Source organism: Paenibacillus marchantiae, from assembly GCF_028771845.1.
GTDB lineage: Bacteria > Bacillota > Bacilli > Paenibacillales > Paenibacillaceae > Paenibacillus > Paenibacillus marchantiae.
The window spans coordinates 4,857,616-4,875,327 of the sequence record NZ_CP118270.1 but is presented as its reverse complement, the minus strand read 5'-3'; the positions used below and the strand labels follow the sequence as shown (position 1 = coordinate 4,875,327).

The window sequence follows — 17,712 nt, the reverse complement described above, 5'->3', positions numbered from 1 at the left end:
GGATGTCCATGCTCAACAATTCAGCGGATTCGGCAAATGAAAAGGAAGGTCCGACGGCACCGTGTGACCCTGTTGGGGTTGCTGAAGCTGGGAATGAGCCGCCGGTTGATCCCGAGTCACAGGCTTATCGTGACATGATTGGTAAATCTCTATTGAACAAAGGAAACAACACTAGATTGAAGGCTGCTATTGAAAAAGCAAAACGCGGCGAGCCGGTCACCATCGCTTACATTGGCGGGTCGATTACCCACGGCGCAGGCGCCGTTCCTCTTCATCTGAATTGTTACGCCTATCGCTCGCATGAAATTTTCAAGCATATGTTCGCTCCATCGGATGACAGTCCGATTCGTCTGATCAAGGCAGGCGTAGGCGGCACTCCCTCACAGCTGGGCATTGTCCGCTATGATCGGGATGTGCTGCGGGACGGGACAGTCCAGCCTGATATTGTCATTGTGGAGTTTGCCGTCAATGATGCAGACGATGAGACCAAAGGCATTTGTTACGAGAGCCTGGTGCTCAAGGCACTTGGCGCTAACAACAAACCAGCCGTCATTCTGCTGTTCAGTGTGTTTGAGAATGACTGGAATCTTCAGGATCGCCTGACTCCTGTTGGCTGGCATTATGATCTGCCTATGGTGAGTGTAAAAGATGCTGTGGTGGAGCAATTCCAGTGGACGAAGGAACAGGGCAATGTCATTACCAAAAAGCAATTTTTCCATGACATCTACCATCCGACCAATGCCGGACATCATATTATGGCCGACTGTCTGGGCTGGTTGTTCGACGTAACGGATCGATCCGCCCCGGATGAGGAAGATAACGCGAATGAAAAGCCACCGCTGCTCGGAAATGCCTTTGTTGACACGAAGCTGCTTGATCGTCTGAATGGCGACAGGATCGCCCGGATTGAGGCGGGTGGGTTTCGGGAGACGGATACCGATCTGCAACTGACAGAGATGGATGATCATGCACACAGTACACCGCTATTTCCTAATAACTGGATGCATACGGGGCAGAACGTAGCGGGTAAAGACAGCTTTAAGCTGATCCTCCGGAGCAAGCGCCTTATTCTGGTGTTCAAGGATTCCGGAAGGGCGGATTTTGGAACCGCGAATATTAGAGTGGACGGAACACTGATGAAGACAGCCGATCCGCATCAAGTGAACTGGACACACTGCCATGCCGTAATCCTGTACGATGAAAAGCATTCCAGAGAGCACACGGTGGAGATTGAGATGGCTGAAGGCCACGAGGGCAAACGATTTACGATTCTGGGATTTGGTTATGTTGATTAGTCACAACATCCTGTTTAGCAGCAACAAAAGAAGCATGTTGGAAGGGGAGAATATGATGATAACTACAGCACCAGAAGGGTATGACCAGTACAGGGAAAACATACTACACGGCAACATGGAAATGGTGGAATATTTCTCGGCAACCGTTGGGAACTCGCGCAAAACAATGGTGTATACTCCACCCGGATATTCCATTGAGTATACGTATAACGTCCTCTACCTTTTGCATGGGATCGGTGGAGACGAAGCCGAGTGGCATAATCATGCCAATCCACAAGTGATTCTCGATAATCTGTACGACGATAAAAAGCTTGAGCCGATGATTGTCGTATTTCCTAATGGTCGCGCAATGCCAAACGACAGGGCTGAGGGAGATCTGTTTGATCCTGAGAAAATAAAAGCATTCGAGACGTTTGAATCCGATTTACTTCACGATTTAATTCCTTTTATTGAATCGAATTACCATGTACGGACGAAAAGGGAGAACCGGGCAATTGCAGGTTTGTCCATGGGCGGAGGCCAGTCTTTAAATATCGGATTGAACAATCTGAACCATTTTGCCTGGATCGGTGCGTTCTCCGCAGCTCCAAACACCAAAGCCCCGGAGCTGCTCCTCCCGAATCCATCAGAAGCGTCATCGCTTCTCCGTTTGCTCTGGTTGTCCTGCGGTGACCAAGATAACCTCAAGCAAATCAGCGAACAGTTGCACGGTTATTTGACACAACACGAAGTACCTCATATTTGGTATGAGGAAAGCGGTGGACATGATTGGCCTGTATGGAAGAACGATCTGTATCAATATTCCAAATTAATTTTTCAATATTAAAAGGAGTGGAAGGAAAAGCCTATAACGAGTTCATGTTCAAGAAATAGACAAGAACAAAAAGACAAGAGCACTCCTATTGTGTTTTAGACAGGGGAGCGCTTTTGTCTTTTATTCTGGTTTTGACCATTCATATGAAGACAACTCCCAATGAATATCATTGGAAGTTGTCTCAAGGGTTTTGCGTTTATTTGCGGTACGATTTTAATATGAGGACATCAACATTTATGCAAGGAAAAGTGTGAGGCGATCGGACATGTTACTATTTTAATGGAGCTGTGAATGTGGTAACACTCTGGGCAGGAAGTTGAGCAGTAAAGGAATTGCCAGTGACGTTTATCGAAGAGCCGGTTGCCAGATTTCTAGTGCTGTCCGTAATCCAGGAAGATACGGTTGAGGCATTCCCGTTCTGCAATACAAATTTTTGGTTTACGGCGGAAGTACCTCGGTTGATTGCTACGATAACCACCTTGTTGTCTCCTTTGTAAGCAGAGATAAACGTCTGGGTATCCGGATTTTTCGTCGCTTCAACTCTTACAAAGCCTGGTCGAACAAACTTGGAAAAATGGGCCATGTTATATCCCCGTTTGCTTATGGTGCCATCCTCTTTCATGGGACCGTACTGTCTACGAATATACCACCATACATAAGCCTGGAAATCTGCCTCTACCATCGCATTATGGATGTGATAGGAGACATCCAGCGCCTCTGGCCAATTATCTGCTGAGTTCGCGTTACTATTAGGGTAATATACCTCCGACATCCAAAGTTCCTTTCCAGCACCTTTTTGTTTAAAAAGTGGGTAAGGGAAATTGTTAAACTGTGTACCATACGTATGTGCACCCAAAATGTCCATGTTTGCTAAAGCTTGAGGATCATTCAGTATGGGATCTGACATTTCTTTTAGGTAGGAGAAGGATTCTGGCGCCATTACTTTCGCTCCTGTAATGGAGCCTGCATAATCTTTCATGAATCGAAGCATCTCCTGAGGCGTCCACCACGTCCAATCATGCGCATAATCCGGTTCATTTTGTACGGAGATTGCATAGAGATTAACACCGTTGGATTTCATGTAAGAAACAAAGTCATTAAGATGCTGTGAATACGCAGCATATTTATCGTATTTAAGTCGCTTGGCCGTGGTGTCCCCATTACGATTGAATGTCTCCACCATATCACTTGGAGGATTCCATGGTGACGCAAAGACGATTGCCCCTTGTTCAATCGCTCGTTTTGCGGTAGGCAATTCTTTATACCAATTGTTTTTATTATCATCAATATAGACACGCAAAATTGAAAAACCCAGCTGATTTTGTCCATTACCAAATGCTGTATCTCTTTGCGATGGTGTCAAATCTCCTATCCAGGCCGGATGATTGATTCCCCCAAATCCCTTGATAAGCTGCTTTTGAGAAGACAAGTTTACAGTAACATCGCTGGCAGCCGAAGCCTGAATTGGAGTTAATATTAGCGGCAGGGCAGTCAGAAGGGCCAAAAGAATACTAATTGACTTCTTCAATTTGAATAACAAAACGTACACTCTCCTCTAAAACTAAATTTTATCAACCTGAATAAGCAAGCCTAGATCTTATTTTGGGCAAATAATTTTCTTGTATCACCCTCTTTCATACAAAAATATATAAATATATGGGATAATTTATATATTTTTGTATTGTTGTGAATTTAATTCTACGGGAATATATAAGGGATTTAAACCGGACAGATTCCAGTTTTTTGTGCATGTAAGAGACTCACGGCCGTAGCATGAGTCGCTATCTGATAACTGATGAATTCATAATTTTGTTCATTTCACCAAAGAAGTTACGTCCATACGGTCGAGTCAATGGCAACTTATGTGATGCGAAGCGTAATCTGTACGACGTTTTTTTTAAGGATAAGGCCGGGGGCTATTTGGCTGAGCTGGTGTGTTCATCGTGAAGCTACAGCTAAACATATCCATTCTGGCTTGATGGCAGTGGAAGTACCAGGAGTTCGAGGGGATCGGGCAGCTTGTTATGGATTTTGTGCTACAGATACTTAGCTGGCTTACGGAAGAGGAAAGTAATTCCATTAAGCAAACAAAGGCTGAATGTTTTGCTAACGCTAAGAAAAAAAGGAAAGCACTTGGGGGGGGCCAAATGTTTGCCTCGTAAAAATTTGGTGGACGTTGAGCTTTATGCTCTGGATATGTTCCTGTCTTGAACGGGGAGAGTCAATAGAATATTAAAAATTGAATTCGATCTATTGACCAATGGTTAATTTATCATATTAATGTAGAATATCCAACAAAACATGAGGAACGGAAAATTATAGTTTACGAGATTCGTCGGAAATCTTCATATTGAGATTTATCCAGTTGGCGAAGGCTTATTTGCACGCAGATATTGTGACCAGATGCAACCATACAGTATTGCTGAAAACGAGAATGGAAAGATGACGTTTTTCGGGTATGTAAATAATAATCCGTACACAGGTAGTTGAGATTGCATGTATATGATTAAACTAACGGGTAACGTTAGTTTAATAAAACCAAGAAAGCAGCAGATCAAATGTAATCGGCTGCTTTTATTCAACTGACGTGCTGAGTATTCTATAGATATGTCTAAACCTCCTATTAGAAGCAAACTAGAAAATTGTTCTAATAGGAGGTTTTATTCATGTGCATGATAACTTAATAATATCGAAACAAATTGGGCATTTATAGTATCTAATTAAGTATTATTTATTTTCATCGTATCTTTTTTTGGAGGAAACATTTCCATTTAGAAATACGGGGATCAGCTAGTTGCTAGAGTTGGTCCCTATGTCAAGATTTTAGACGGAAGAGAGTTTATGTTCAACTTCGTGAATTAAACGATAATTTCTTTGGTAATAAAAAAGAGCGTACTGAGCTAATTGAGAAAGCTCATGGTGCAGTTGCTGGAGCGCTAACTTGGGAAGGGATCGATAAATTCAAAGTTAAATATTCTGTTGAATGGCAGACCGGAGATTATTCCTATAGAACTGGAACTATTGAGGCTAAAATGAAAAAGTCCAAAGAGAAATGGATTCCTTTTTCGTATCATTACTATGAGTCATGGGGGATTGTAGCTCCGTAACAAACAATGAGATGTCGCTATTTTACCTGCCATTCCATAGTTAGAATGAGAAATTAAAGTAGATGCGCAATCGAGGGCGAAGTTAAACTAACAGCCAGATTACTTTAATATCTAATATCCATCGCGTTCATCCCTACTTTGGTTATCTTCAAATGACGCTTGGTGGTTTATAAAAATAAACAAAGAGTCGGATAAATAAATTGAGCATTTTGAATGTTGCAGGAGAAAATTTATAAGCGGAACTGTCTTCAACTGTTCACACTCTTGAAAAATAAAAGTATACCATGTATGGACAAAAATATGTGGCACAGGGAAAAGGAAGACCAGGCAATTAAAATTGTCGGTCTATAGGAGTCAGAGAAGTATTAGTATATAAGGAATGTAGATATCTCTCCTGTTTCTAAAAAACGTACAAAGGGGAGGGAATAATGACTATTTTATCAACTGGACCGATTGAGAATAATCCGGTCAATGGTGTAAGACCAACACAACAGCTGACCATCAATATTGATAATAGAAATGTGGCCACTAATGCAATTATCTTGATTCAGGGTTATTACCTAAACGGGACTAGAACGGAATATGTACTCGAATTAATTAGTGTAAATCCAAATCAAGCAATAAGGAAAGATTATTTTGCGGATCTGGATGTATTTGAATTTGTCTTTACAACAAGTGGTTTAGCAGAACAGCAGATAGAAATTTCAGTTTGGGGAAAAAATTCTTCAGGACAGCTTGTAACGCCTCACCGTATCGTATCATCAGAGTTGTTAGGAGCCAATGGGATCATAGGAATAACCGGGACAACGGGAGCTACAGGAGTCAGTGGATTTACAGGGGCTACAGGCTCAACGGGAGTCACTGGTGCATCAGGTGCAACAGGAATAGGAACGACTGGATCGACGGGCGCAACTGGTCCGACAGGTGCAACTGGGGTAACAGGAGTTACAGGTACCACAGGTGTGACTGGGATTACAGGGGCCACCGGAGCTATCGGAAGCGCAGGAGTAACAGGAGACACCGGCGTAACGGGAACTGGAACGACTGGAGTCACCGGAGCGACGGGTACAACGGGGGATCCTGGAATAACGGGAACAACAGGAGATACCGGTGGAACCGGAGTAACAGGTGCTACAGGTTCTGTAGGCAGCACGGGTGCGACCGGAACCACAGGTACAACGGGCTCAACAGGATCTATAGGTCTAACTGGTGCGACAGGCGCAATGGGAATCGGAGCCACCGGAGCCACCGGAACAGGAACAACTGGGGTAACCGGCGCAACAGGCGCAACCGGATCCACGGGAGCGACGGGCTCTAGTGGAGTAACCGGTGTCACAGGATCAGCGGGAACAGGGGCTACTGGCGCCACTGGGGTAACGGGGATTACTGGAGTAACCGGTGCGACAGGGTTTGTAGGCAGCACGGGTGCGACCGGAACCACAGGTATAACGGGCGCAACAGGATCTACAGGTGTAACTGGTGCGACAGGAGACACCGGAACAGGAACAACTGGAGTCACCGGCGCGATGGGTTCAACTGGGGTAACCGGCGCAACAGGCGCCACTGGGGTAACAGGAGTTACAGGAGTTACGGGATCAACAGGTGTAACAGGAGACACCGGCGTAACGGGAACAGGGATGACTGGAGCCACCGGCGCGACGGGTTTAACGGGTACGACGGGCGATTCTGGAATAACGGGAACAACAGGAGATACCGGTGGAACCGGAGCAACTGGCGCAACAGGATCTACGGGTATAACCGGAACGACTGGCGCAACGGGAACAGGGGCTACTGGCACCACTGGTGTAACGGGGATTCCAGGGGGAAGCGGTGCGACAGGGACAACAGGAACGGGAACGACTGGAGCTACTGGTGCAACAGGATCTACGGGTGTAACCGGAACGACAGGCGCAACGGGAACAGGGGCTACTGGCACCACTGGTGTAACGGGGATTACTGGGGTAACCGGTGTCACAGGTGCAACGGGAACAGGGGCTACTGGCACCACTGGTGTAACGGGGATTACTGGGGTAACCGGTGTCACAGGTGCAACGGGAACAGGGGCTACTGGCGCCACTGGTGTAACGGGGATTACTGGGGTGACCGGTGCGACAGGAACAACAGGAACGGGAACGACTGGAGCTACTGGTGCAACAGGATCTACGGGAGCGACGGGCTCTAGTGGAGTAACGGGTGTCACAGGTGCAACGGGAACAGGGGCTACTGGCGCCACTGGTGTAACAGGAGCAACAGGAGTTACGGGATCTACAGGTACCACTGGTGTTACTGGTGCAATAGGAATAACGGGTTCAACAGGTGTAACAGGAGACACCGGCGTAACGGGAACAGGGATGACTGGAGCCACCGGCGCGACGGGTTCAACGGGTACGACGGGCGATCCTGGAATAACGGGAACAACGGGAACAACAGGAGTAACAGGTTCTACAGGGTCTGTAGGCAGCACGGGTGCGACCGGAACCACAGGTACAACGGGCGCAATAGGATCTACAGGTATAACTGGTGCGACAGGCGCAACGGGAATCGGAGCCACCGGAGCCAGCGGAACAGGAGCTACTGGTGCAACAGGATCTACGGGTGTAACCGGAACGACAGGCGCAACGGGAGCGACGGGCTCTACTGGAATAACCGGTGTCACAGGTGCAACAGGAACAGGGGCTACTGGCGCCACTGGTGTAACGGGAATTACTGGGGTGACCGGTGTGACTGGTGCCACAGGAACAGGAACGACTGGAGCAACAGGATCTACAGGTGTAACTGGTGCGACAGGCGCAACGGGAATCGGAGCTACCGGCGCGACGGGTTTAACGGGTACGACGGGCGATCCTGGAATAACGGGAACAACAGGATCTACAGGTGTAACCGGCGCAACAGGAGCCACCGGGGTAACAGGAGTTACAGGAGTTACGGGATCAACAGGTGTAACAGGAGCCACCGGCGCGACGGGTTTAACGGGTACAACGGGCGATCCTGGAATAACGGGAACAACGGGAACAACAGGAGTAACAGGTTCTACAGGGTCTGTAGGCAGCACGGGTGCGACCGGAACCACGGGTATAACGGGCGCAATAGGATCTACAGGTGTAACCGGTGTGACTGGTGCCACGGGAACAGGAACGACTGGAGCTACTGGAGCAACAGGATCAACTGGGGTAACCGGTGTGACTGGTGCCACGGGAACAGGAACGACTGGAGCTACTGGAGCAACAGGATCAACTGGGGTGACCGGTGTGACTGGTGCCACAGGAACAGGGACGACTGGTGCAACAGGATCTACAGGATCTACAGGTGTAACTGGTGCGACAGGCGCAACGGGAATCGGAGCCACCGGAGCGACGGGTTCTACTGGAGTAACCGGTGTCTCAGGTGCAACGGGAACAGGGGCTACTGGCGCCACTGGTGCGACAGGATCTACTGGGGTAACAGGCGCAACAGGCGCAACTCCTACGTTTGTAGACTCATACTTTAATGGTAATATTCAACCTCAGACAATTGCTTCTGGATCAAATATTTTAAATATTACTCCAAACCAATTTACTGCACTTACTTATAATGCAGCAACAAGTGTTTTCACAATACAAAATGCAGGTTTGTACAACATAAGTGTTGTGCTAAATCTTGCAGCTGCTACATTACCAGGAGCAACAATTGGGCTATCGCTAAATAATTCTACAGCATATCTGGCTGCTGCTGTAACCACGGCAACAAGTGGTCAATTGGTTTTAGTTCAAGTTGAGTCCTTTGCTGTTGGAGATACAATTCAATTTAGGAATATATCTGGGTTTCCTATTACCATTGCTAATTCATCAGTAATAGCTAACAGCGCAGGTCATGTAACTATTTCAAGGTTCTCAGCCTTCTTTTGATCATTTATACAATTATATGATGGCGACAAGGCGTGCATTAGGCTGACTAAACCAGACTCTTGCACGTTAGCTATCCAACATCAGTTGATGATAAAAAACGAAAAAAAGAAAAGAAATAATTGCGCAATATATCATTGAATGGTAAGTGTTTTGTTATTTTTTACTCACTGAACGAGGACATTTCCAATTAGGGATAAAATAAATGACATATAATCGAGCTCTGGTCAACATACAGATGAAATTTCGAGAAGGTGAGGTTGTACAGCGTTTCATCCGTGAGGGGGATAAATAATTTGTTAAGTCCATTAAACGGTTGGGGGGATTGGGCAGCTTATTATGGATCTTGTGAGATACTTAGCTGGCTTGCCTAAGAGGAACGTAGTGGTATTAAGCAAGCACAGGCTGAAGGTATTGCTGAAGCCAAGAAATAAATGGATCACATGGGGCAGCCACAAATGAATTTGAATACACTTACACTAGGTCAGCGGGGCATCCTGAATGCCGAGTATCTCAACTGGAAGAATAATGAGCTGTCAGCTGTAGAATTTATGTTCAGCAGTGCTTGTACTATAAAAAGGGGATTGCATCATCCTCGTAGGTAAATCTTGCATATCAGTTGCATTCACATAATCGCTTAACGCAGACAATCCTGATACTTTATGGTAGTTATAGATGTTCGTGGTTGACGCAAAATGCGCAGCGCTAGAAAGTCCAATAATAACAGCAAAACGCGTTATAGTGTAATTTGAGTTTTCCAATAATTGTTTCGTCTTCTCAAAATGTTTTTTCATGACATATTCCAATTATCGTTATGCTTGAGACGCGTTTAAATGTGTGATGAAGGTAATACATATTGATGTGCAAATTTTCTGCTATTAAGCTGAGTGTTAAGTGTTCTTATAGTTTTTATCGCATAAAAAAACTTCCCATGGAGAGGAGAATTATATCGATCCAGATAAGTGGAATCTGCTAATAATGAAATTTTGTGAGTTTTATAGTATCGGGGAAAAGGTACATCCGTCTAGATTGGCTCCAGTCTTTGCAAGAAGCATTACGAGGTTAAAAGTTGATCTTCCACAGCACTTACACAAAACAAGCCGGAATTCCTTAGCATACAGAATTTCCAGCTTGTTTGATTTATCGTACGTTTTTCGCGTTTTGTTGGAGGTACCCCCAATGGGACATGCAGACTGCGTTTCTCAAGGACGGACGACTAGAAATTATTTTCTAAAAGGGAGCTGCAAATACGAATCATACTGTCCGCCGCAGTGAATAATATGCTTACCATGATTTACCGGTGGTGCGGCAGGTGTACCCGGCATTATGCCACCGACTTCATCCTTGGCGCTTACAATAAAGCGAAGTTGCTCTCCCGGATAAAGGAGCATTCCAATTGGGAACATCTCAATTTCAATCTCTACAATCTCACCCTTGTGGAGTTTTTCTTCACGATCAAAAGTATATGCAGGTACTTCATTTGTACTCTTTTCTTCATTAAGGTGTCTCATTGATACACGAAGACGACCATTGCTTCCTTTATATCTTAAAACACTTCCGCCGCGGTCTGTTAGATCATGCATCCTTGCAGTCATATTTGGAATTACAAACTGCTGAAGGTGATTTCCGAATTTATCAAGCTTATAGAGATATACAAGTATATCCATATCATCGCTTCCATCAACTTCAACATAAAGTTTTGCTTTAGGATAACCGACAAGTTCTGTCTTTTCCTCTGCTTTATAGAGGAAGGATGCCTGTGCAGGAGATGCCTCACTGTCATAAATTGCAGGTATATCTGTTTGGGCAAGTGTTTCTGAAAGAGTACGAGTAACTCCGTTAAGATACATCTTCTTGTATACCGTTCCTTCTGGTGGGAACGTTTCAGCTTCTATACCTTCGTAATGACCGCCTTCAAAATCATGAAGCGCATACCGCACCACAGGTGTTTTCTCCCAGCCATTATCTATTCCCTTAAGGAAATGGTCGAAGAATTTAAGGCGATCTTCCTGCTGTTCTTCCTTGTAGAAATCCGGCCATTCCTGATTGTCATGGATACGAAGCCATTTGTTTTCCTTTGGCATATTTCTCCAAGCACGAAATGTGCCTGGTGTGTGCAATGTATTGCTGTAACTTGCTACAACATAAGCAGGGCAAGTTATATTCTCGAATCTAGCAATTTTATCCTCCCATAAGTCACAGTTGGCAAATGGATATTTAAGTCCTTCATCATGTACATCTTCTCTCCTAACAGCTTCACCGGCATGTACATGGTTAACCTGCAGACGAGATGCAAAGTTTACATCAAGTATACCACCGCGACGAATGAGGTCACGATAAGCATCTCCCAAGCCTTCCTCCGGATTTATTGCTGCAAGGTGGGGCGGCTGCTCAGCAGCAATAAACCACTGTGAAAATGCAAGATACGAAGTACCGCTTGTAGCGACCTTTCCGTTACACCATTCCTGTTCTGCAAGCCATTCAATAAGATCATAGCAATCACGAGCCTCTTGTGTACCAATCATATATATATCGCCTTCAGAATGAGCAACTCCTCTCGGATCAGGATTGCAAACTGCATAACCATGATTGCACCAGTAAGCGGGGTCACTGCCTTCGAACTTATGAAGACCCGAAAGTTCTGAATCAGGTATACCAATCATACCAAAAAGATTTGTGTATCTTGGGGCTGTGCCGGCTGCCTTTCCATAAGGACTCCAAGAAATAATAACAGGAACCTTTTCTGCTCCAGAGGGGCGGAAAACATCAGTGTAGATGGTAACACCATCTCTAAGTTTTACCGGTACATCTTTTTCAAAAATCACATCACACGGCAGTGGCATAAAACGTTGATCTACTTGATAGCCTTTCTTTAGCACCGTTGTACCCGGGTTAAATTGGCTCAGTATACCGTGCTCTACTCCATCATCGATATATTCGAATGATGGGTTGAATAACATCATTTCTTTTACTTTATCCATAGTTGCTTCCTCCTTAAAATTGAATTGCATTCTTTGATTTAAAAATCTTCTCTCGTTAGTTGATATCGTCCCCGTGCATCAAAACGTTATTCGCATTTTAGAAAACCTCGTTTGGGGTACGGAAGAAATTTACCAGGCTTGTCCAGATGTAACAAATTTACATATAATATAATCCTTCATTTTGAGGGGAACATCCTTTTCCATGATTATCTCTTGATTTTCATAAGTGAAGTAGTCACGACTATTTTGCTCAAACCTTATACAGTGTCATGGGGAAGTGTTGGTTTCAACTTTGCATGAAAACTCCGATTATTTATATCGAATTTTGCTTAGCTTTTATATTCGTTTTAATTTTGCCTGTATCCCCTCCCAGATGATAAGTTATAATAAACGAACAACCTGTTGTTTATTACACTTCGAATTATAAAATTGGAGAAGTCTATGTTCAATAATTAAAAATGCCAAATGTGTTGGTTACGGAACACCTTTAATGATTGTGTTGGATAAAATTAAGGAGGAATTTACTTGCGCAATATTAACCCTGATTTACGTGTCATTCGGACAAAAGAATCCATTCGACAAGCACTAGTTGAACTAATAAATGAAAAAGGTTTTAAAGCAATTACGGTTAAAGACATAACAACGAAGGCGAACATTAATAGAGGTACGTTTTATGCTCACTATCAAGACAAATTTGATTTAATGACTAAATGTGAGGAAGAAATTATGCTTGATATGTCCAGAATTACAAAACAAAACTATCCAAGTGTTATTGCCGCACTTGAAAGTGACTCTGAAAAGTTAATTCCATTTTCCTTAACCGTTTCAATATTTGAGTATTTAAATTTGAATGGTGGATTTATGAAAGCTGTGTTAGGTCCAAACGGGGATTTAACATTTCAAACAAGATTGAAACAATTTATGTGGGAAACACTCTATGGAAATAATCCAAACTCATTTGTAAAAGAAGAAAATCTTCTTGTTCCAGGACAATATTTAGCTGCTTATATGGGGACTGCAATAATAGGGGTAATTCAGCAATGGTTGGAAAGTGGTACGAAAGAAACTCCTCAAGAAATGGCTCGTATCCTAACGACCATATCAGTTAATGGTCCATTCTATGCAGCTGGTTTAAAAAAATAATTCAGCACAAAATCATTCATTGTAGAGAACGCCGAAAACGGCCTTGTGTTTATTAAATGACCGCTAAATTTCATTTCAAACCGTTGGCAAAAGCACGTCTACGATGATGGAGGAACGAAAAACCGGCATTATTACGAAATGGCCGTTCTGACAGAGCTGCGCAATTACGTTCGTTCCCATTGTCGGGAGCCGTCAGTATAAAGATTTCGAGAAATAACTTGTGCCGAAAGAGGATTGGAAAGGTTATAGAAACTCTGATGGAACTTTTCTTGAGTTTGTAAGATAAGAAGATGTAATTGAAGGAAAATATTGACAATTATTATTCACATCTTATTTTTATTAGCATATCTTAAAGTAACACCTTTTTTTCTTCATTGGTATTCCAAAACCTCGCTTTGGCGGTGTTTTTGTTTGTCGAATTGAAAAAGGGTGATACTCTTGTTCTAACATATCTCGTGAATAAGATAACAACACAGAGATTGAACTAAACTCTCTTGTAGAAACCTTTCATTTTAGCCGTGTCAAATTAAACATTTCTGAATAGCTTAATATATATCGAAAATGAGGGGGAAGAAATATGAGTGAAGTTGGATATGAGTATGGCAATGGAAGTATCGGAGGGTTTGGTGGAGGTTATAGTAGCACAGGTGCAATATTGGTACTCTTCATCCTGTTAGTCATCATTTCTAAAGCATTCTTAGTTTAATATAGTAAGCTTTAAAAAATTTCCGCTACATTTCCTTGGCGGATTTTTACATAGAACCAAGTAAAGGCTAAAAACTAACCCGGATAATTGGAGAAATGAATTATAACGATTGCCGGAATGGGTAAGAACATGTTCCCATTACCGATTAGATATCTATCTAATCTTTTTTCCTCAGCGGAGGTGCTTATAAAACCTGCTTTTTATACCTTTAGTTAGGAAGCATGAACACTTTTACAATTTCACAAAAGGACTCACCAAAAAACGAGCGCATCCTGAACATGGATTCGCTCATTTTTCTACTATCCGTAATCCTATTCGTCTGTATCGGTCGAAGTATCCTCATTGAGCTTTTTATAATCCATTCCCCATGTTTCCATCACACTAATGATGGGTCTCAGCGTATTACCTAAATCGCTCAAGCTGTATTCGACTCTGGGCGGTACCTCCGCATAGACGGTACGAATGACGATACCGTCTCCTTCCATGGAACGCAAATTTTCGGTCAATACCTTTTGGCTAATTTCCGGAATACTTTTGCGAAGCTCACCGAACCGTTGGGTTCCTTTCAGAAGATCTCTCATGATAAGTAATTTCCATTTATTACCTATCAAACCGACAGTTGTTGCTACAGGGCATTCAGGCAACTCTTTTTTGGTAAACATTTAAGCTAATCCTCCAATAGTTACTTTTTGGTTCCTATCTAATAAAAAGGTGCCTACTTTCAAAACGATTATAATGCTTATATTATAAAGCTGTCGAGGGAAAAGCAACTTGAATGAAAGGAGGGAACATGTTGCAAGAAAGCTTGGGAATGCAATTGGCAACCTATTTCTCAGACAATTGGAGTGCTTTCTTCGCTCTGGGGAGAGAGCATATAGAGGTCAGTTTACTGGCATTGCTTTGTTCTGCATGGATCGGAATTACACTGGGATATCTGACCATCACATACAAACGCTCGGAAAAGTGGATTGTATCGCTGATTCAGATTCTGCGGGTTGTGCCTAGCCTGGCTGTTTTACTCCTATTAATTCCGTTGATGGGCACTGGCATGAAGCCAGCATTGGTTGCTTTAATCTTATTGGGGGTACCTCCCATATTGATGAATACCATTTCCGGTTTGAATCATATTCCTCTATCTGTTCTTGAATCTGCTAAAGGGGCGGGGATGTCTGATCGTCAAATGATGTGGAAGATCAAGTTCCCTCTTGCTGCACCACTCATTCTGACAGGAATCAAAACAGCTGCCATTGAAATTATCGCCAGTGCCACCTTGGCTGCCAAGATCGGAGCTGGTGGATTCGGTGAGATCATTTTCACCGGTCTAGGACTTAATCGAATCGATTTGCTTCTAATTGGCGGGGGATCTGTGGCGATATTGGCCATCTTAATCGGAGTCTTGCTTGATATATCCGAACGAATGTTATTTCGATATCAATTTTTGCAAAGGTAGGAAAACGACATGAAAAACAAAAAGAAAAAAATCTATATCATAACTTCACTTATCATCGTATTATCGCTCCTGTTGAGCGCCTGTGGTGAGCAAAAAAATCAGCCTTCGGAAAATAAAGAGACATCGATTCGAATCGGCACCAAAGATTTCACTGAAAATCTGATTGTGGGAGAACTTTACGCCTTGGCCTTGGAGGATGCCGGCTACCAAGTAGAGCGTGTACCTAACATTGCGGGATCTGTGATCCATTCTTCCATTGTGAATCAAGATATTGATATGTATCCGGAATACACAGGCACCGGTTTGTTAGCCATCCTGAAGCTGGAGTTGTTGACTGATCCGGATGAAGTATATGCCAAAGTGAAGGAAGAATACAAAAAGCAATTCAATTTGACCTGGCTCGACTATTCTAAAGCCAATGATGGAGCAGGGCTCGTCATACGTGCAGAAGCCTCGGAACAATGGGGAATTAAGACGATTACTGATTTACAGAAGCATGCAACCGAGCTTCGATTTGCCTCTCAAGGAGAAGTGGATCAGCGTGCGGACGGTATTCCAGCATTGGAGAAAGTATATGGCAAACTAAACTGGAAGTCCTCCAAAGTCTACGACAATAGTTTGAAATATGAAGTGCTTAAAAATAATGAGGCAGATGTTGCACCTGCATATACGACGGAAGGACAACTCGTAAATAAAGATCAGTACATCCTATTGGAAGATGACAAACAAGTATGGCCCCCTTATAACTTGGCTCCTGTCATCCGTGATGAAGTACTGTCTGCACATCCAGATATTGCTGAAGTCATCAATAAGATCAGTTCGGCACTGGACACAGACACGATCACGGCACTTAATGCCAAAGTTGATGTCGATCAAGAAGAATATGAAGACGTCGCAAAAGCCTTCTATGAATCCATCCAATAAACGTAGTGGTAACATGGGGCCACCAGCCATCAAATTTCATAATGTGTGCAAAACATATTCAAAATCCAATGAATACGCAGTGAATCATGTCAATTTGTCTATTGAAGAAGGGGAGTTTATTACCATACTGGGCTCCTCTGGATCTGGAAAAACGACGCTTTTGAAAATGGTAAACCGTTTGTACGAACCTTCTCAGGGGAACATTAAGCTGTTTGGAGAAGACATTGTATCCATAGATCCCGTGATGCTAAGAAGAAGAATCGGTTACGTCATTCAGCAGGTTGGGTTGTTCCCACATATGACCATCGCGAAAAATATCGCTACCGTACCTCGTCTGTTGAAATGGGATAAAGAGAAAATCGAGGAGAGGGTCTCCGAACTACTGCATCTGGTGGGACTGGACCCTCGGACGTATGAACATCGCTATCCTTCACAATTATCGGGAGGGCAACAACAGCGAATTGGACTCGCCCGAGCTTTAGCGACCAATCCTGCGATCATGCTTCTGGACGAGCCTTTTGGTGCTTTGGACGCGATTACCCGTCTACATTTACAGGATGAATTATTGAAAATTCATGGAGGGTCGAATAAAACCTTCCTGTTCGTCACACATGACATTAATGAAGCGTTCAAGTTGGGCACCCGGGTCATAATTATGAATCAAGGGAAAGTGTGCCAGTTTGACACGCCTAAAGAAATCGTTAATCATCCTGCAGATGAATTCGTAGCGTCGCTTATTCAATCTTCAAGGGAGCAAGAACGTTTCTGGGAGGCCTTAGAATGATCGATTATGCCATCAAACATCCAGATAAGTGGGGAAGCGCACTGTTCGAGCATGTGGAGATACTTGTCATAACCATGGTGATCTCAATTATTGTCGCCGTGCTTCTAACCATCGTAATCCTGACTTCCGACTGGGTGTCACGCATTTTCATTTATGTTTTTTCCATTTTGTATTCCATCCCCAGCCTGGCTTTGTTCACCATCATGATTCCTGTGACGGGACTGGGTACAACGACGGCAATCATCGTGCTGATTCTATATAATCAATACATTCTTCTGCGCCACTTTATCGCAGGTTTGAATCATGTGGAACAACCTATTATTGAGGCAGCTACCGGGCTGGGCATGAGTCGTATGCAAATATTGATTCAGATTCGGGTACCCTTGGCGATTCAAACCCTTTTTACAGGACTGCGACTTGCCTCCGTATCTACGATTGGCATGGCGACCATTGCTGCATTCATCAATGCTGGCGGGTTAGGAACGATCTTATATGATGGTTTACGCACCATGAATATCGATAAAATTCTGTGGGGAAGCATCCTGTCCGCAGGACTTGCCTTGGCGACAAATACATTATTCATTCAGTTGGAAAAACGAATCTACATCGGAGCGGGGAGATGAATTT

12 protein-coding genes are annotated in these 17,712 nt (G+C 43.7%); 9 read left to right on the top strand and 3 right to left on the bottom strand.

What is annotated here, in order from left to right; genetic code table 11:
* The first annotated feature begins 8 nt into the window (after positions 1 to 8).
* Both PTQ21_RS22025 and PTQ21_RS22020 read left to right on the top strand, forming a co-directional pair.
* Complete coding sequence (locus PTQ21_RS22025; protein WP_090806669.1) at positions 9 to 1,295, top strand: GDSL-type esterase/lipase family protein; 1,287 nt, start codon at positions 9 to 11, stop codon at positions 1,293 to 1,295.
* A gap of 52 nt (positions 1,296 to 1,347) precedes the next feature.
* Positions 1,348 to 2,121: an alpha/beta hydrolase gene (locus PTQ21_RS22020; RefSeq protein ID WP_338020287.1), complete on the top strand. Its 774-nt coding sequence runs from the start codon at positions 1,348 to 1,350 to the stop codon at positions 2,119 to 2,121.
* A gap of 259 nt (positions 2,122 to 2,380) precedes the next feature.
* Here the strand turns inward: PTQ21_RS22020 and PTQ21_RS22015 are convergent, their stop codons facing one another.
* The gene (locus PTQ21_RS22015) at positions 2,381 to 3,649 is read right to left on the bottom strand and encodes a glucuronoarabinoxylan endo-1,4-beta-xylanase XynC (RefSeq protein ID WP_064640831.1); all 1,269 of its coding nucleotides are present in this window, start codon (positions 3,647 to 3,649) and stop codon (positions 2,381 to 2,383) included.
* Positions 3,650 to 5,644: 1,995 nt separating this feature from the next.
* Here PTQ21_RS22015 and PTQ21_RS22010 point away from each other — a divergent pair.
* Positions 5,645 to 9,100 (top strand): collagen-like triple helix repeat-containing protein, encoded by a 3,456-nt coding sequence (locus PTQ21_RS22010; RefSeq protein ID WP_274567148.1) that lies wholly within the window; start codon positions 5,645 to 5,647, stop codon positions 9,098 to 9,100.
* Between the two features lie 1,220 nt (positions 9,101 to 10,320).
* Here the strand turns inward: PTQ21_RS22010 and PTQ21_RS22005 are convergent.
* Positions 10,321 to 12,078, bottom strand: a complete 1,758-nt coding sequence (locus PTQ21_RS22005) for a CocE/NonD family hydrolase (protein WP_072733026.1) — start codon at positions 12,076 to 12,078, stop codon at positions 10,321 to 10,323.
* Positions 12,079 to 12,603: 525 nt separating this feature from the next.
* On the opposite strand from PTQ21_RS22005, the gene PTQ21_RS22000 reads away from it, so the two are divergent.
* Both PTQ21_RS22000 and PTQ21_RS21995 read left to right on the top strand, forming a co-directional pair.
* Entirely contained in the window at positions 12,604 to 13,221 is a 618-nt protein-coding gene (locus PTQ21_RS22000; RefSeq protein WP_063567489.1) for a TetR/AcrR family transcriptional regulator, read from the top strand.
* 577 nt (positions 13,222 to 13,798) lie between these two features.
* Positions 13,799 to 13,927 carry a sporulation protein YjcZ gene (locus PTQ21_RS21995; protein WP_082935059.1) on the top strand — a complete coding sequence of 43 codons (129 nt, stop codon included), beginning with the start codon at positions 13,799 to 13,801 and terminating at the stop codon, positions 13,925 to 13,927.
* Between the two features lie 311 nt (positions 13,928 to 14,238).
* On the opposite strand, the gene PTQ21_RS21990 is transcribed toward PTQ21_RS21995, so the two are convergent.
* Positions 14,239 to 14,589, bottom strand: a complete 351-nt coding sequence (locus PTQ21_RS21990) for a winged helix-turn-helix transcriptional regulator (RefSeq protein WP_063567488.1) — start codon at positions 14,587 to 14,589, stop codon at positions 14,239 to 14,241.
* A 128-nt stretch (positions 14,590 to 14,717) separates the two neighbouring features.
* On the opposite strand from PTQ21_RS21990, the gene PTQ21_RS21985 reads away from it, so the two are divergent.
* Genes PTQ21_RS21985 through PTQ21_RS21970 form a run of 4 tightly spaced genes read left to right on the top strand, consistent with a single transcriptional unit; the run spans position 14,718 to position 17,708 of the window.
* Complete coding sequence (locus PTQ21_RS21985; protein WP_139295620.1) at positions 14,718 to 15,377, top strand: ABC transporter permease; 660 nt, start codon at positions 14,718 to 14,720, stop codon at positions 15,375 to 15,377.
* A gap of 9 nt (positions 15,378 to 15,386) precedes the next feature.
* Positions 15,387 to 16,301, top strand: coding sequence for a glycine betaine ABC transporter substrate-binding protein (locus tag PTQ21_RS21980; RefSeq protein WP_063567486.1), 915 nt, complete (start codon positions 15,387 to 15,389; stop codon positions 16,299 to 16,301).
* Positions 16,285 to 17,085, top strand: a complete 801-nt coding sequence (locus PTQ21_RS21975; RefSeq protein ID WP_256336225.1) for an ABC transporter ATP-binding protein — start codon at positions 16,285 to 16,287, stop codon at positions 17,083 to 17,085. The genes PTQ21_RS21980 and PTQ21_RS21975 overlap by 17 nt, the downstream gene beginning before the upstream one ends.
* Complete coding sequence (locus tag PTQ21_RS21970; protein WP_064637842.1) at positions 17,082 to 17,708, top strand: ABC transporter permease; 627 nt, start codon at positions 17,082 to 17,084, stop codon at positions 17,706 to 17,708. Before PTQ21_RS21975 ends, PTQ21_RS21970 begins: the two co-directional genes overlap by 4 nt.
* Positions 17,709 to 17,712 lie beyond the last annotated feature (4 nt).

What these genes read in the sequence shown, in the direction of transcription:
- PTQ21_RS22025 (WP_090806669.1), top strand. Translation starts at nt 9, where the DNA reads ATGCTCAACAATTCAGCGGATTCGGCAAATGAAAAGGAAGGTCCGACG.
- PTQ21_RS22020 (WP_338020287.1), top strand. Translation starts at nt 1,348, where the DNA reads ATGATGATAACTACAGCACCAGAAGGGTATGACCAGTACAGGGAAAAC.
- PTQ21_RS22010 (WP_274567148.1), top strand. Translation starts at nt 5,645, where the DNA reads ATGACTATTTTATCAACTGGACCGATTGAGAATAATCCGGTCAATGGT.
- PTQ21_RS22005 (WP_072733026.1), bottom strand. Translation starts at nt 12,078, where the DNA reads ATGGATAAAGTAAAAGAAATGATGTTATTCAACCCATCATTCGAATAT.
- PTQ21_RS21995 (WP_082935059.1), top strand. Translation starts at nt 13,799, where the DNA reads ATGAGTGAAGTTGGATATGAGTATGGCAATGGAAGTATCGGAGGGTTT.
- PTQ21_RS21990 (WP_063567488.1), bottom strand. Translation starts at nt 14,589, where the DNA reads ATGTTTACCAAAAAAGAGTTGCCTGAATGCCCTGTAGCAACAACTGTC.
- PTQ21_RS21985 (WP_139295620.1), top strand. Translation starts at nt 14,718, where the DNA reads ATGTTGCAAGAAAGCTTGGGAATGCAATTGGCAACCTATTTCTCAGAC.
- PTQ21_RS21980 (WP_063567486.1), top strand. Translation starts at nt 15,387, where the DNA reads ATGAAAAACAAAAAGAAAAAAATCTATATCATAACTTCACTTATCATC.
- PTQ21_RS21975 (WP_256336225.1), top strand. Translation starts at nt 16,285, where the DNA reads ATGAATCCATCCAATAAACGTAGTGGTAACATGGGGCCACCAGCCATC.
- PTQ21_RS21970 (WP_064637842.1), top strand. Translation starts at nt 17,082, where the DNA reads ATGATCGATTATGCCATCAAACATCCAGATAAGTGGGGAAGCGCACTG.